This is a genomic window from Streptomyces sp. B21-105 (assembly GCF_036898465.1).
Lineage (GTDB): Bacteria > Actinomycetota > Actinomycetes > Streptomycetales > Streptomycetaceae > Streptomyces.
Window position 1 is genome coordinate 4,319,299 of record NZ_JARUMJ010000001.1, and the last position, 14,992, is coordinate 4,334,290.

Here is a 14,992-nt window from a genome sequence, read left to right on the forward strand (position 1 = left end):
CCACCCCCATCCCCATCCCCCTCATCCCCTCACCCACCCTCACCCCTTGACCTCAACCGAACTTGAGGTTGAAGGCTGGAGCCGCCCCACGCAGCCCGCCCCCTCACCCCACCGAAAGGACCCCGCATGCACGCCATCCGCCTCCACGCCTTCGGCCCCGCCGACAACCTCCACTACGAGGAAGTGGACGACCCCGTACCCGGCCCCGGCCAGGTCCGCATCGCCGTCCAGGCCGCCGGCGTCCACCTCCTCGACACCGCCCTGCGCGAGGGCTACCCCGGGCCCGCCCCACTCCCCGCCACCCTGCCCACCATCCCCGGCCGCGAAGTCGCCGGCATCGTCGACGCCCTCGGCGAGGAAACCCCCGACACCTGGCTCGGCAGACGCGTCGTCGCCCACCTCGGCTTCGCCCCCGGCGGCTACGCCGAACTCGCCGTCACCGACACCGAACGCCTGCACGAAATCCCCGCCGGCCTGAACGCCGCACAAGCCGTCGCCATGATCGGCACCGGCCGCACCGCTCTGGGAATCGCCCAGTTCGCCGACCTCGGCCCCCACTCCGTCGCCCTGGTCACCGCAGCCGCCGGCGGCATCGGCACCCTCCTCGTCCAACACGCCCGCAACACCGGCGCAACCGTCATCGGCCTCGCCGGCGGACCACACAAAACAGCACTCGTCGAAGCCGCCGGCGCCGACCTCGCCATCGACTACACCGACACCACCTGGCCCGCCAAGATCCGCACCCGCCTCGGCGCCCACCCCGTCACCGTCGTCTTCGACGGAGTGGCCGGAGACGCCGCCCGCGAAGCCGTGGCACTCCTCGCCCCCGACGGACAACACCTCGTCTTCGGCTGGTCCGCCGAAGGCATCCGCGACGGCAAAGGCCACTTCGTCGACGGCGTCTCCCACTCGGTCCTCGGACCCGCCATGCTCGAAAAAGCCGGCGGCCTCCGCGCCCTCGAACAACGCGCCCTCACCGAAGCCGCCACAGGCCGCCTCACCCCCGCCGTCCAGACCTTCCCCCTCGCCCAGGCCGCCACAGCCCACCACGCCCTCGAAACCCGCAGAACCACCGGAAAAGTCGTCCTGACCCCATAACCGACAACACCCCACCCCCCACCACCCCCTCCCGCCCCCTGACCAACGGAAAACACCCCAACCCGATCAACACAGACACAAAATGCCCGAAATCCGTGAACGTCGACCCCTCCACCAGCGGAACACCATAGAAAACGAGAACACCCACGAGATACCCATACCGCCAAGGCGAACGAATCCCATAGAAAAGCACCGCCACCACACCCGACAACGCATAACTCACCCCCACATCCAGCGTCTCCACCGACGACCGCGGAGCAAGCCCGTCCCGGATCGCCACCGCCAACGCACCCTCACTCACCAACGTCGCCAGCACATGCGCCGCCACACACACCGCCAACCACCGCGCCGTCCCCAACCAGCGCTCCACCCGGGCATGAAACACCGTGTACAGCACCGCGTACGGCACCCAGTACCCACCGTCGATCCACATCGCACTCGCCACCAGCACCCGCACCGGATGCCGCGACAACTCATGAATGTTCGTCGACCGCTGCCGCAGAAACTCCTGCTCGAACTCCGGAGACATACGGTGCAGCGCCACCGTGGTCACGAACAGAACCGCCAGCCACACATACGTACCGGGCGCACCGCGGACATACGCCCACACCGCCTGCCCGCCCGACCCCGGAAAACCGTTGCTGCGCCCCCTGAGCCGTCTCACCCGGCCCAGTATCGTCCCCCACGTGATCGACATTCCGGCCGCACTCGCCGCAGAACAGGTCAAGTACAACGGCCCGGCCGGCCACGCCTTCATCACCGCCCTCCCGGACCTCGCCCAGAGCTTCCTCGACCACTGGGAACTACAGGTCGACGGCCCCTCCATGCACGGCGTCAGCGCCCTCGTCCTGCCCGTCACCACCGCCGACGACACCAGAGCCGTCCTCAAACTCCAGCTCCTCGACGACGAGAGCGCCGGCGAACCCGTCGCCCTGCGCCTCTGGAACGGCGACCACGCCGTGCGCCTCCTCCGGCACGACGACCCCACGGGCACCATGCTCCTCGAGCGTCTCGACCCGACCCGCATGCTGTCCCACCTGGACGACGTCCACGAAGCCGTCCACGTCATCGCCGCCCTGCTCACCCACCTGACAGCCCTCCCCGCACCGAAGGACATGCGCCGCCTGGACGACATCGCCCACGCCATGCTGGACCGGACCCCCCGCGCCCTGGCACACGTCCTCCCGACCGACCGCCGCCTGATCGCCGACTGCGCGGCCGCCCTGCGCGAGGTCATCACCGCACCCGGCGACCGGCTCCTGCACTGGGACCTGCACTACGAGAACGTCCTCGCCGCCGACCGCGCCCCCTGGCTCGCCATCGACCCCAAACCGTTGCTCAGAGCCTCAGCGGCTCTCAGCATTCCGGGCATTCCGGCCCGGAAGGTCCGTCTCATCACCAGAGCGTGAGGGCTTCGGCTTGAGTACGGTCTCTCGCTTCCGTCTGCCGCTGGTGCGGCAGGGTTGCGCCACCTGCCCGCCCCGCGCTCGCCTTGCGGCGGGGGCGGGTGGCGCGGGTCTTGTGGTCGGCTCCACGAGGCTTCGACACCGCCGGGGCGGTGTCCTGGTCTCCGGCCACTCCGGTACCAGTCACGCAGGCTGCCGCGAGAGCGGCGAGGTTGAGTGCGGCGTTGTCGTCCCGGTCGAGAACCAGGCCGCAGGCGTCGCATTCGTACGTCCGGACGTGCAGCGGCAGCTTGGCTTTCACCGCGCCGCACCCGGAACAGGTCTTCGAGGACGGGTACCAGCGGTCCGCGACCACCATGCGGGTGGCGTGGCGCTGGAGGGTCTTGTAGTCGAGCTGGCGGCGAATCTCCCCGAACCCGGCGTCGGCGATACGGCGGGCCAGGCGCCGGTTGCGGAGCATCCCGGCGACGTTGAGGTCCTCGACGACGACAGTGCCGTACTCGGCCGCGACACTCGTGGTGAGCTTGTGCAGGGCGTCTTCGCGGAGGTTCGCGACGCGGTGGTGGACCTTGTTCCGCTGGGCGTTGGCCTTCTCCCACCGCTTCGAGGGCTTCTGGCCGGTCCTGCGGTCGGGGCCCTGGCGGCGGGAGACGACACGGGACGCGCGGCGCAACTGTTTGCGCGCCTGGTCGTAGTGTCCGGGGTTCGCGACGGTGCGGATCTCGCCCGTGCTGTCGGCCGTCACCGCGAGGGTCTTCACCCCGAGATCGATGCCGACCGTCACGTCCGGGCGCGTGACGCGCTCGAGGTCGTGCTTCACCTCTGCCTGGAAGGACACGAACCAGCGTCCGCGTTCATGCCGGACCGTCGCGGACAGGATCCGGGCCGTCCCGCCCTGGACACGGTTGAGGAGCTTGTGCGTCGGCTCGTGGACGCGGACCGTGCCCAGCCGGGGCAGCGTCACGTGCCGGCCGTCGGTGTCGACACGGATCGTGCCGGTGGTGAACCGGCAGGACGGACGAGCCTTCCGCTTCGACTTGAACCGGGGCGCGCCCACCCGCTTGCCGCGACGCTTGCCGTTCTTCGACTTCGCGTAGTTGTCGAACGCGGCCGACGCGCCTGCCAGGCCGGTGCTGTACGCCTCCTTGGAGTTCTCCTGCCACCAGGACGCGAAACGCGGGTCGGTGTACTTGGCGGTGTTGAACGCCTTCCGCAGGGCGGGCAGCGACCACGGCCGCCACTCGGTCAGGTCCTCCTCGGGGACGCCGTAGGTCTCCTCGGCCTTCCGCTGCCACCACGAGGCGGTCACCCAGCCGACAGCCCAGTTGTACGCGGCCCGCGCGGCACCGCAGTGCGAGCGCGACGCGGCCTCCTGGGCGGCGTTCGGGTCCAGGGCGAAGCGGAACGCCTGGACCACGAACCCGGGCTGCGGCTGGAACTTCTTCACTCGGCGGCCTCGCCGGTCGCTACGGCCACCGCGCGGGCGGCCCGGTTCTTCGCAGCCCGCCGCCCGTACAAGCGCGCACACATCGACGTCAGTACCTCGGTGATGTCCCGCACCAGGTCATCGGCGGTCTCGGCGGGGTCGAGGACGACCAGCCGCCGCCCGGACGCCGATAGCACGGCCTCCAGGTGCTCGACGCCGAACCGGGCCAGCCGGTCGCGGTGCTCCACCACGATCACCGCCGCTTGCGGGTCGGACAGCAGCCGGTGCAGCTTGCGGCGCCGCCCGTTCAGCCCCGAGCCGACCTCGGTCACGACCTGCGCAACCGGCAGGCCGAGCCCGGTAGCTCCTTGGACCACGCGGGCGACCTGCCGGTCAAGGTCCGGCTTCTGGTCCGCCGATGAGACCCGGCAGTACGCCACGACCCGGCCGGATGCCTCCGAGGCGGGCTCGTCGACCAGCCACGTCCCGGATGGCGTCTGGCGCACAGGGACCGGCATACGGCCCTCTTTCGCCCACGCCCACGCGGTCTGGTAGTGCACGCCGTTGCGTGCCGCCCACTCGGAAAGCTTCACACGATCAAGATAGCAGATGAGAAACACTGAGGTTTACTGATGAACCACGCAGCAGTTGTCAGCCCCTCGCCGGCGACCCCGGTTTCGAACTCCTGCCGGCCATCGCCAACCACTACGACCCGGCGGACGTGCACTGGCGCTTCGACGCACTGACCGCCACCCTCGGCCTCGACCGCGAACGAGCCCGCGCCTGGACCCTCGCCCGCGTCCTCCAGCACTGCCTCTGGGAGATCGAGGACGGCCGCCCGTTATGTTCTTCGCGGTCCTGCAAGAGGGCCGCTGGCCTCCGGGCCCGGCATGACTGTGTCCCCCTGTCGAAGGCATGACCTGGGGGGTGGTGTCACCGGGCTCGGGAGGTGCCGTCGGAGACGCTGATGAGAGGTCCGGCCACCGCCCGGTCCGGCGCAACGCCGGACAGTCGCGGGCGGCAGGTCTGCATAACGTGGATGCGCGCGTACGACACCACCGCCGAGGCCGGCACGTACAACTCCCCTGGAAGGGCGCGATGTTCGACACCGAAGACGTTGGCGTGTTCCTCGGCCTGGACGTCGGCAAGAGCTCACATCACGGCCACGGGCTGACTCCGGCCGGCAAGAAGGTCTTCGACAAGCAGCTGCCCAACAGCGAGCCGAAACTGCGGGCGGTGTTCGACAAACTGGCCGCGAAGTTCGGCACCGTCCTGGTGATCGTGGACCAGCCCGCATCCATCGGAGCCCTCCCGCTCACGGTCGCCCGGGACACGGGCTGCCAGGTCGCCTACCTGCCCGGACTCGCGATGCGGCGGATCGCCGACCTGTATCCGGGCGAGGCCAAGACCGACGCGAAGGACGCCACGGTCATCGCGGATGCGGCCCGCACCATGCCGCACACCCTGCGCTCGCTGGAACTCACCGACGAGATCACCGCCGAACTGACCGTGCTCGTCGGCTTCGACCAGGACCTCGCGGCCGAGGCCACCCGCACGTCCAACCGGATACGCGGCCTGCTCACCCAGTTCCACCCGTCGCTGGAGCGCGTTCTGGGCCCCCGCCTCGACCACCAGGCCGTCACCTGGCTGCTGGAGCGCTACGGCTCCCCCGCCGCACTGCGAAAGGCCGGCCGCCGCAGGCTCGTCGAGCTCATCCGGCCCAAAGCCCCGCGCATGGCCCAGCGGCTGATCGACGATGTCTTCGAGGCGTTGGACGAGCAGACCGTCGTGGTCCCGGGGACCGGCACCCTCGACATCGTCGTGCCCTCCCTGGCCCGCTCGCTCGCCGCTGTCCACGAACAGCGCCGGGCCCTGGAAGCCCAGATCAACGCCCTGCTGGAGGCCCACCCTCTTTCCCCGGTCCTGACGTCGATGCCCGGCGTCGGCGTCAGGACCGCCGCCGTCCTGCTGGTCACCGTCGGCGACGGCACCAGCTTCCCCACCGCCGCCCACCTGGCCTCCTACGCCGGACTCGCCCCGACCACAAAGTCCTCGGGGACCTCGATCCACGGCGAACACGCACCCCGAGGCGGCAACCGCCAGCTCAAACGCGCCATGTTCCTCTCCGCCTTCGCCTGCATGAACGCCGATCCCGCCTCCCGCGCCTACTACGACAAGCAACGAACCCGCGGCAAAACCCACACCCAAGCCCTCCTCCGCCTCGCCCGCCAACGCATCAGCGTCCTGTTCGCCATGCTCCGAGACGGCACCTTCTACGAAGCCCGCACACCCGCGGACGTCGAGCTCGCCGCATGACCCCAGCAAGACCGAATCACCCCAAACCCGACAAGGGTGCTTTGACGAAGAACATAGAGGCACCCCCCGGAGCCGAGCAGGCTGGAAACCGCCCGCCTCCTGCGCGGCTGACAGCAACGCCGGACAGGCGAGAGACGCAAAAAAGCCCAGGCCAGAGACATCCTGACCTGGGCTTTCCCTTGAGCCCCCTGTCGGATTCGAACCGACGACCTGCTCATTACAAGTGAGCCGCTCTGGGCCGGACTGAGCTAAGGAGGCACTGCGCGTGACGACACCGCACGCGAAGGCGGCTCCACTGTACACAGCCCCCGTTTCTGAAGGCCACGAACTTCTCCCCTCCAACCCGCTGAGAACTGTGCGTAACCATCCGTGCACCCGTTCGTTGATCGGTCTGACGTGCTGTTCCGAAGATCGGATCGCCAAGGAGGGATCCATGGGGAGGACCGCGAAGAGGCGGAGATGACGCGGATGGCGGAGAAGCCGACGCCGGAAGCGGTGAAGGGGGACGAGGCCGAGCGCATCAAGCGCGAGATGCTCGGCGTCGGCGACCGCCGCAAGCACCACACGCGCAAGGCGACGCGTCTGCAGCCCCACACCGGGGCCCCCGACACCCGTCACCGCGTCTACCGGTTCCGCTTCTACCCGGCCGAGGAGCAGGCCGAAGAACCGGGCGAAGGTCCGGCAGAGGATCGCGCGCCTGTATGCGCTGATCTCGGATGTGCGCAGGGACATGCTGGATCAGCTGACCACCCGCCTCGTGCGCGAGAACCAAGTGCTCGTGGTGGAGGACCTGTCCGTCGCGTCCCTGTCGCGGCTGCGGGGCGGCAAGGGTCGGCGGCGGAAGTCGAGGCTGAACGAGGCGATCCTCGACGCGAGTTGGGGTGAGTTGTTGCGGCAGCTGCGGTACAAGTGCGAGTGGTACGGGCGGGAGCTGGTGGTGGTGGACCGCTTCTTCCCGTCGACCCGTCGCTGCTCGGCCTGTCATGCCGTGGGCGAGCGGCTGGACGTCTCGGTGCGGCGGTGGACGTGTTCCGGGTGCGGGGCGGTCCACGACCGGGATGTGAACGCGGCGGTGAACCTTCGGGACGAGGGGCTGCGGTTGCTGGCCGCGTAGGCGCGGCCGGAGCCCCCGATGCGGTACGGACCGACGGGCCGTCGGCCGGAAAGCCTGTGGAGCCCGTGTAAGACCGGTCAGGCGCAGCTCACAGGGCTGTGTGTGGCCGGCGGCGGGCGGTGAAGCAGGAATCAAGGTCAAAAGTGCGGTGCTCTGCCTCGGTCGAGAATTTCCGCGAAGTTCACATGCCTTCGGGTACTGACAGATCCGGCGAACGCGGGGTAGCGTCCTGACCCAGTTCGCTCATGTGGACTACACCAACCACCTTCCTACAACGGATCGTCCGGCACGTTCCTGCCGGTAGAAGGGGGCCTCAGAGCCATGGCCACTGTTACGTTCGACAAGGCGACCCGGATTTACCCGGGCTCCACGAAGCCCGCCGTCGACGCGCTCGAGATCGACATCGCGGACGGCGAGTTCCTCGTCCTGGTCGGCCCGTCCGGCTGCGGTAAGTCCACCTCGCTCCGCATGCTCGCGGGGCTCGAGGACGTCAACGGCGGTGCGATCCGCATCGGTGACCGTGACGTGACTCACCTGCCGCCGAAGGACCGGGACATCGCGATGGTGTTCCAGAACTACGCGCTGTACCCGCACATGTCGGTCGCCGACAACATGGGCTTCGCGCTGAAGATCGCCGGCGTGAACAAGGCGGAGATCCGGCAGAAGGTCGAGGAGGCGGCGAAGATCCTCGACCTGACCGACTACCTGGACCGCAAGCCGAAGGCGCTTTCCGGTGGTCAGCGTCAGCGTGTGGCGATGGGCCGTGCCATCGTGCGTGAGCCGCAGGTGTTCCTCATGGACGAGCCGCTGTCGAACCTGGACGCCAAGCTCCGTGTGTCGACGCGTACGCAGATCGCGTCGCTGCAGCGTCGTCTCGGCATCACCACCGTGTACGTCACCCACGACCAGGTCGAGGCGCTGACGATGGGTGACCGGGTGGCGGTGCTGAAGGACGGTCTGCTGCAGCAGGTCGACACCCCGCGCAACATGTACGACAGGCCCGCGAACCTGTTCGTGGCCGGCTTCATCGGTTCGCCGGCGATGAACCTCGTCGAGGTGCCGATCACCGACGGTGGTGTGAAGTTCGGCAACTCGGTGGTGCCGGTGCAGCGTGACGCGCTCGCTGCCGCCACCGACAAGACGGTCACGGTGGGTGTCCGTCCCGAGCACTTCGACGTGGCCACCGGTGTGGAGAAGGGTCTCGCGGTCACGGTGAACGTGGTCGAGGAGCTCGGCTCGGACGCCTTCGTCTACGGCAGCGCCAAGGTCGGCGACGAGACGAAGGACCTCGTGGTGCGTGTCGGTGGCCGTGACGTCCCGGAGAAGGGCAGCACGCTGCACGTCGTGCCGCGTGCGGGCGAGACCCACGTGTTCTCGACGTCGACGGGTGCCCGCCTGTCGGACTGACCGGAGCGACGACGGTGGATGTGCGCCTGATTAAACTCGGGTGATTCACCCTGGTTGGTGAAAAAGGCCTCGCAGCCTGCTGCGGGGCCTTTTTTCGGTGTGTGCGGAATCCCCGGCACAGCGGACATTTCGGCGTGCGATCGTCAACGCCTTACCCGAAAAGGAGCACAGCTCCATCCCCCGTTCGGGTGACGCATTGTCGCTGGCTCATTACTGCACGCTACCCTCTCACGCGTGAAGCACTCCGCGAACCACTCCACCACCCAGCGCTCGCGCAGCGGCCGGGGCGGCCCAGCCCGCCGGATCGGCCGCTCGCTCGCGCTCGTCCTGCCCGTCGTCATGGTGCTCTCCGGGACCCTTGCGGTCACCCGGGTCAACTGGTCGGGGAGCCCCTCGGATTCGGTGCTCACCGCCTCCGACGTCTCCGCCGCGCACCAGTCCTCGCGGAAGGCCGCCCAGGCCCCGCAGGACGTGTTGCGCGACCAGTTGCTGTCCGAGCTCCAGGAGAAGGATCCGGGCGTCGCCCTGACCCATCTCCAGGCTGCTGTGAACGGCAAGCCGTCGTTGGCGCGGCACTGTTCGTCCATCGCTCGCGCGCTGGGCCGCGCGGCGGTCCGTATGTACGGTCCGTCGCGGGCGCAGTCGTACTCCCGCCCGGTATGTGACACGGCGTTCGCGTCGGGCGTCCTGGCGGCGCGCGGCTGAGGGCCACGGGCCCGGTGCCCGTTTTGGACCGTGCGGCTCCCCTCCCGCCGGGGGAGCCGCACGCCTGCCTGCGCACGGGCGGCACGTACAGTGCGGTCATGACCGATCCGCACGCCGCGTCCCGTCCCACGCAAGCCGTCATCCTGGCCGGTGGCCAGGGGTCACGGCTGCGTCCTTACACCGATGACCGGCCCAAGCCGATGGTCGAGATCCCCGGCACGGGGACGCCGATCATCGGCCATCAGCTTGTCTGGCTCGCCGAGGAGGGTGTGACGGACGTCGTCGTCTCCTGCGGACATCTCGCCGAGGTGCTGCAGGACTGGCTGAAGACGGCCGATCTGCCCGTCGATGTCACCACGGTCGTGGAGACCGAGCCGCTGGGCCGTGGCGGTGGCCTGAAGTACGCGGCCGCTCGGCTGCCCCGTCCCGACCGGCCCTGGTACGCCACGAACGGTGACATCTGGACCCGTTTCTCGCTGCGTGAGATGGCCGACTTCCACACCGAGCGGGACGCGATAGCGACTCTGGCGTTGGCGCGCCCGCGCATTCCGTGGGGTGCGGTGCAGACGGACGGCTTCGGTCACATCACGGACTTCATCGAGGCGCCGCCGACGACGTACGAGATCAATGCGGGTGTGTATGTGTTCTCGCCGGCGTTCGCGGGGCTGTTGCCGGAGCGTGGCGACCACGAGCGCACGACGTTCCCGCATCTGGCGCGTGAGCGGCGGCTGGCGGGTTTCCCGATCCCGCAGGGGGCGTACTGGCGGGCCATCGACACCGCGAAGGATCTGACGGAGGCGGCGAAGGAGCTCGCGGCGCAGGGCCGCCGAGGGCCGACTGAGGGTCAAGGCTGAGGGCGACTGAGCTTCGCTGAGGGTCAAGGCTGAGGGCGACTGAGCTTCGCTGAGCGTCGCTGAAAGGCCGCTGAGCTTCGCTGAACCAAGGGAGAAGGGTGCCGTGCGCTGTAAGCGCGCGGCACCCTTCGTGCTCGCCTTCGGGTCGGTCTAGCCGAGGAGGCCGCCGACCAGGCCGGGCTGGCCGGAGGAGGTGGAGCCGCCGCCGCTGTTCGAGCCGCCGTCCGAGCCGCCGGAGCTGCTGGTGGCGCCGCCCGAGCTGGGGCCGGAGCTGGTGCTGGGGGCCTGCTCCTGCGGGGCGGAGCGCTCGGGCGGGGCCTGGCCGGCGGTGCCCTGGGTCTGGCTGGGCGCTCCGCCGCCGGTGCCGGTGTCGCGGGACTCGGGGGGTTCGCTGTCGGCGCCTGCCGTCGGGGCGGCCGAGGTGGCGCCCTGGGTGGGTGAGGTGGAGGCGGCGGGCTTGCGGGAGGCCTTGTGCGTGCCGGACTTCTCGGGCAGCGGCGAGCCGGGCAGTTCGTTGCGAGGGGGCTCGCCGGGGCCGGGGACGATCACCCGGTCGGCGTCGCGGACGGCGCCGCCGAGCAGGGAGCCGGTCAGCAGGGTCAGGCCGACGACGATCGCGGTGACGAGGGTGCCGCGGCGCAGGACGTAGCGGCGCAGTTCCCACAGGTCGGAACGGGGGCCCAGGCGGCGCCAGGCGCCGGCGGCGAGGCGGCCGTCGATGGAGTAGACGGGGGCGCCCGCGATGATCAGCGGCGACCAGGCGGCGAGGTAGATGATGTGGGGGGTGTCGTAGGCCGGTGTGGCCTTCCAGCTGACGGTGACGATGAGCGCGGCGGAGAGTCCGGCTCCGACGACGGCGGCGACGCGCTGCCAGCAGCCGAGGACGGTGAGGACGCCGACGACGACCTGGAGGAAGGCGATGACGAGGCCGGAGCCGACGGGGTGGTGGAGGGCGAACTGGTGCAGGGGTTCGGCGACTTCCCAGGGGTGCAGGGTGTTCAGCCACTTGACCATCGAGCCGCGTTTGCCGCCGTCGAAGTAGACGGGGTCGCAGAGCTTGCCCATGCCGGCGTAGATGGAGATGAAGCCGAGGAAGATGCGCAGCGGGAGCAGGACCACGCCGAGGTTCATCCGGCGGCCCGGGAAGTAGGCGTGGCGGGCCGGGTCGTCGCCGTGGCGTCGGGTGCGGGGGGTGCGGGGGCGGTCGGGGTCGGGGCCGGGGCTGGTGGGGCCGAAGTCCTCGAACCGGGCGTCGTCGTAGGCGGGTTCGTCGTAGGCGCTGCCTACGGTGCGCATGTTCGGCAGGATGCGGTTCTCGCCGGCTGCGGGCCGGCGTTGGGCGCCGACGACGGGGGTCTCGAGGGTCTGTGCGGCGAGGTCGCTGTCGTGTCCCCGGTCGTATCCGCGGTCGTATCCGCCGTCGTATCCGCGGTCGCCGGTGCCGACGCGGGGGATGACCTGGGTGGCTCCGGCGTCGGCCGCGGGTGGTTCGCCGTGGCCGATGCTGCCTGCCCGCACGGCCTGGAGCAGTCGGTGGGCGCCGGTGTCGTCGGGTGCGGACTTGCCGCTCCAGACGACGGCTCGCCGGCGACCCGCGGAGGTGGCGGCCGCTCTGCCCACCGCCCCGACGGCGGCCATGCGCGCGGTGTCATCGATGGCGCTCACGTGCCGGGCGATCCGCGGGTTTTGGTTACGCCGCGTCGACGCGTTGAGCTGCACGCGGAAGCTCGCGTGGCTGACGATGATCTGCGCCGGGTCGCTCGGCACCTTCACCATGCTCAGCGCGGGAGCGTCGTCGAATCCCGACGAGCGGTCCCCCGTGGGTGTGCGGGGTGTTCTGGTGTCCACACTCATCTAACCGAGTGACGTGTGGTTAGGACACTGCTTTGACTCGCTGGATCTGTCCGGACTCCGTCAAGGTTGCACTTCGCGCCGGGATTGACCCGTTCAGGTGAACTCGCGGACGGGTGTTCCCTCACCCCGGGCATGTCGCCGGGCATGTCACGTGACATGACGCCGGCACGCCGCCGAGCCCACCCGAGCCGCGTCAGGCTCCCGCGGCGCGCCGCGTCAGGCCCTGCGGCGAGCCGCCTCGTACAGCACGATGCCCGCCGCCACACCGGCGTTGAGCGATTCCGCGCCGCCCGGCATCGGGATCCGGACGCGGAAGTCGCAGGTCTCGCCGACCAGTCGGGACAGCCCCTTGCCCTCGCTGCCGACGACGATGACGACCGGGCCGTCGAGCGCCTTCAGGGTGCCGACCTCGTGCTCGCCGTCGGCGGCCAGGCCGACCACCGCGATGCCGGCCTTCTTGTAGGCCTCCAGGGCCCGGGTGAGGTTGGTGGCGCGGGCGACCGGGGTGCGGGCGGCCGTGCCGGCGGAGGTCTTCCAGGCGCCGGCCGTCATGCCGGCCGCGCGACGCTCGGGGACGACGACGCCGTGCCCGCCGAAGGCGGAGACCGAGCGGACGACGGCGCCCAGGTTGCGCGGGTCGGTGACGCCGTCGAGGGCGACGATCAGCGGGTCCTCGCCGTTGTCGTAGGCGGCGGACGCCAGGTCCTCGGGGTGCGCGTACTCGTAGGGCGGGACCTGGAGGACCAGGCCCTGGTGGTTGAGGCCGTTGGTCATGCGGTCCAGCTCGGGGCGCGGGGCCTCCATGAGGTGGATGCCGCCGCGTTCGCCGGCGAGCTGGAGCGCTTCGCGCACGCGCTCGTCGTTGTCGATGAACTGCTGGACGTACAGCATCGTGGCGGGCACGCCCTCGCGCAGCGCCTCGACGACCGGGTTGCGGCCGACGACCATCTCGGACGTGCCCTTGCCGCCGCGGCCGCGCGGCGCGGGCCGGCGCGCGGTCTGCTTCGCCTTGGCGTTGGCGATGCGGTTCGCCTTGTGCTTCTTGCGCATCTCGGCGGGCGGGGTCGGGCCCTTGCCCTCGAGGCCCTTGCGTCGCTGGCCGCCACTGCCGACCTGCGCGCCCTTCTTGCCGGACATGCGGCGGTTGTTGGCTGCCATGTGTCTCTCGTCTCCGTGAGCGTCGTACGTATGTCGTATGCGGTCTTATGCAGTGTGCCGCCCGGACGGCCGGGCGGCACAGTCGATCAAGGACGGGACTCCGTGCGGAGTCCCGCCGCGGCACCAGGATGCGTCCGACCTACACGGATTCACCTGATCTGCCAGAACCTGTCCGGATCCGCCCGAACCTGTCCCGATCCGTCCTAGCGCGGGCCCAGTGTCCAGCGCGGGCCCTGTGGGCTGTCCTCGATGGTCAGGCCGGACTGGGCGAGTTGGTCGCGGATGGCGTCCGCGGTCCCCCAGTCCTTGCGTGCGCGGGCGGACTCGCGCTGGTCGAGGACGAGTCGTACGAGGCTGTCGACCACGCCGTGCAGGTCCTCGCCCCGGCTCTCCCCGCCGGCCCACCGGGCGTCCAGCGGGTCCAGGCCGAGGACGCCGAGCATGGCGCGGACCTCGGCGAGGCGGGCCACCGCGGCTTCCTTGTCGTCGGCGGCGAGGGCCGAGTTCCCCTGCCGGACCGTGGTGTGCACGATGGCCAGTGCCTGCGGGACGCCGAGGTCGTCGTCCATCGCGTCGGCGAAGGCGGGCGGCACCTCGGCGGCCGGCTCGACGACTCCCCCGGCCTTCTCGACGACGCGCTGCACGAAGCCCTCGATCCGCGCGAACGCCGACTCGGCCTCGCGCAGGGCTTCCTCGCTGTACTCGATCATCGAGCGGTAGTGGGGGGTGCCGAGGTAGTAGCGCAGCACGATGGGCCGCCACTGCTTGACCATCTCGGAGACGAGGACGCTGTTGCCCAGCGACTTCGACATTTTCTCGCCGCTCATGGTGACCCAGGCGTTGTGCACCCAGTAGCGCGCGAACTCGTCGCCGAAGGCCTTGGCCTGGGCGATCTCGTTCTCGTGGTGCGGGAAGATCAGATCGAGGCCGCCGCCGTGGATGTCGAAGACGGGGCCGAGGTATTTGTGCGCCATCGCCGAGCATTCGAGGTGCCAGCCGGGACGGCCGCGGCCCCAGGGCGTCTCCCAGCTCGGCTCTCCCGGCTTGACGGACTTCCACAGGGCGAAGTCGCGCTGGTCGCGCTTGCCGGTCTCGCCGTCCGCCGAGGGCTGGAGCAGGTTGTCCAGTTCCTGGTTGGACAGCTGGAGGTACTCCGGGAAGGAACGCACGTCGAAGTAGACGTTGCCGTCGGACTCGTAGGCGTGGCCGCGCTCGATCAGGCCGCGCATCATCTCGATCATCTCGGGGACGTGGCCGGTGGCGCGGGGTTCGTAGGTCGGCGGCAGGCAACCCAGCGCCTGGTAGCCGTCGTTGAAGGCGCGCTCGTTCTCGTACCCGATCGACCACCAGGGGCGGCCCTGGTCGTGCGACTTGGCGATGATCTTGTCGTCGATGTCGGTGACGTTGCGGATGAACGTGACGTCGTAGCCGCGGTGGGTGAACCAGCGGCGCATGATGTCGAAGTTCAGGTTCGAGCGGACGTGCCCGATGTGCGGGGCGGCCTGCACGGTGGCGCCACAGAGGTAGATCGAGACGCAACCCGGTGTGAGCGGGGCGAAGTCACGGATCTGCCGGGCGCTGGTGTCGTACAGGCGAATAGTCACCACTCCAGGGTAGTGGGCCCGGGGCGATGTCCGACACCTTCACCGGGCAG

10 protein-coding genes, 1 tRNA gene and 4 pseudogenes are annotated in these 14,992 nt (G+C 70.0%); 8 read left to right on the plus strand and 7 right to left on the minus strand.

All coding sequences use genetic code 11. From position 1 onward, the window contains the following. Positions 1-126 precede the first annotated feature (126 nt). Entirely contained in the window at positions 127-1,098 is a 972-nt protein-coding gene (locus QA802_RS19365; RefSeq protein WP_334524274.1) for a zinc-binding dehydrogenase, read from the plus strand. Between the two features lie 31 nt (positions 1,099-1,129). On the opposite strand, the pseudogene QA802_RS19370 reads toward QA802_RS19365, so the two are convergent. Continuing rightward, a pseudogene (locus QA802_RS19370) lies at positions 1,130-1,708 on the minus strand (rhomboid-like protein); the annotation flags it as partial. A 76-nt stretch (positions 1,709-1,784) separates the two neighbouring features. Here QA802_RS19370 and QA802_RS19375 point away from each other — a divergent pair. Continuing rightward, positions 1,785-2,435: pseudogene (locus tag QA802_RS19375) on the plus strand (aminoglycoside phosphotransferase family protein); the annotation flags it as partial. Positions 2,436-2,493: 58 nt separating this feature from the next. On the opposite strand, the gene tnpB reads toward QA802_RS19375, so the two are convergent. Further along, complete coding sequence (gene tnpB, locus QA802_RS19380) at positions 2,494-3,951, minus strand: IS607 family element RNA-guided endonuclease TnpB (RefSeq protein ID WP_334524277.1); 1,458 nt, start codon at positions 3,949-3,951, stop codon at positions 2,494-2,496. Continuing rightward, positions 3,948-4,523 carry an IS607 family transposase gene (locus QA802_RS19385; RefSeq protein WP_334523457.1) on the minus strand — a complete coding sequence of 192 codons (576 nt, stop codon included), beginning with the start codon at positions 4,521-4,523 and terminating at the stop codon, positions 3,948-3,950. Before QA802_RS19385 ends, tnpB begins: the two co-directional genes overlap by 4 nt. A gap of 59 nt (positions 4,524-4,582) precedes the next feature. Here QA802_RS19385 and QA802_RS19390 point away from each other — a divergent pair. Together QA802_RS19390 and QA802_RS19395 are read left to right on the plus strand one after the other, a co-directional pair. Then, positions 4,583-4,849: pseudogene (locus tag QA802_RS19390) on the plus strand (hypothetical protein); the annotation flags it as partial. Positions 4,850-5,028: 179 nt separating this feature from the next. Continuing rightward, the gene (locus tag QA802_RS19395) at positions 5,029-6,246 is read left to right on the plus strand and encodes an IS110 family RNA-guided transposase (protein ID WP_334523172.1); all 1,218 of its coding nucleotides are present in this window, start codon (positions 5,029-5,031) and stop codon (positions 6,244-6,246) included. Between the two features lie 182 nt (positions 6,247-6,428). On the opposite strand, the gene QA802_RS19400 is transcribed toward QA802_RS19395, so the two are convergent. Further along, positions 6,429-6,504, minus strand: a tRNA-Thr gene (locus QA802_RS19400). A gap of 355 nt (positions 6,505-6,859) precedes the next feature. Here QA802_RS19400 and QA802_RS19405 point away from each other — a divergent pair. From QA802_RS19405 to QA802_RS19420, 4 genes and pseudogenes are all read left to right on the plus strand, one after another. Beyond that, positions 6,860-7,360: pseudogene (locus QA802_RS19405) on the plus strand (RNA-guided endonuclease TnpB family protein); the annotation flags it as partial. A 321-nt stretch (positions 7,361-7,681) separates the two neighbouring features. Further along, a complete protein-coding gene (locus tag QA802_RS19410; protein WP_334524280.1) occupies positions 7,682-8,767 on the plus strand; it encodes an ABC transporter ATP-binding protein in 1,086 nt (361 codons plus the stop codon). 234 nt (positions 8,768-9,001) lie between these two features. Further along, positions 9,002-9,472 (plus strand): hypothetical protein, encoded by a 471-nt coding sequence (locus tag QA802_RS19415; protein WP_334524282.1) that lies wholly within the window; start codon positions 9,002-9,004, stop codon positions 9,470-9,472. Between the two features lie 98 nt (positions 9,473-9,570). Further along, entirely contained in the window at positions 9,571-10,326 is a 756-nt protein-coding gene (locus tag QA802_RS19420) for a nucleotidyltransferase family protein (protein WP_334524284.1), read from the plus strand. A 150-nt stretch (positions 10,327-10,476) separates the two neighbouring features. Here the strand turns inward: QA802_RS19420 and QA802_RS19425 are convergent, their stop codons facing one another. The 3 genes from QA802_RS19425 to cysS all read right to left on the minus strand — a co-directional run bounded on the left by QA802_RS19425 (position 10,477) and on the right by cysS (position 14,942). After that, positions 10,477-12,180 carry a DoxX family membrane protein gene (locus QA802_RS19425; RefSeq protein WP_334524287.1) on the minus strand — a complete coding sequence of 568 codons (1,704 nt, stop codon included), beginning with the start codon at positions 12,178-12,180 and terminating at the stop codon, positions 10,477-10,479. A gap of 216 nt (positions 12,181-12,396) precedes the next feature. After that, positions 12,397-13,338 carry a 23S rRNA (guanosine(2251)-2'-O)-methyltransferase RlmB gene (rlmB, locus tag QA802_RS19430; protein WP_334524290.1) on the minus strand — a complete coding sequence of 314 codons (942 nt, stop codon included), beginning with the start codon at positions 13,336-13,338 and terminating at the stop codon, positions 12,397-12,399. A gap of 203 nt (positions 13,339-13,541) precedes the next feature. Next, complete coding sequence (gene cysS / locus QA802_RS19435) at positions 13,542-14,942, minus strand: cysteine--tRNA ligase (RefSeq protein WP_334524293.1); 1,401 nt, start codon at positions 14,940-14,942, stop codon at positions 13,542-13,544. Positions 14,943-14,992: the final 50 nt, after the last annotated feature.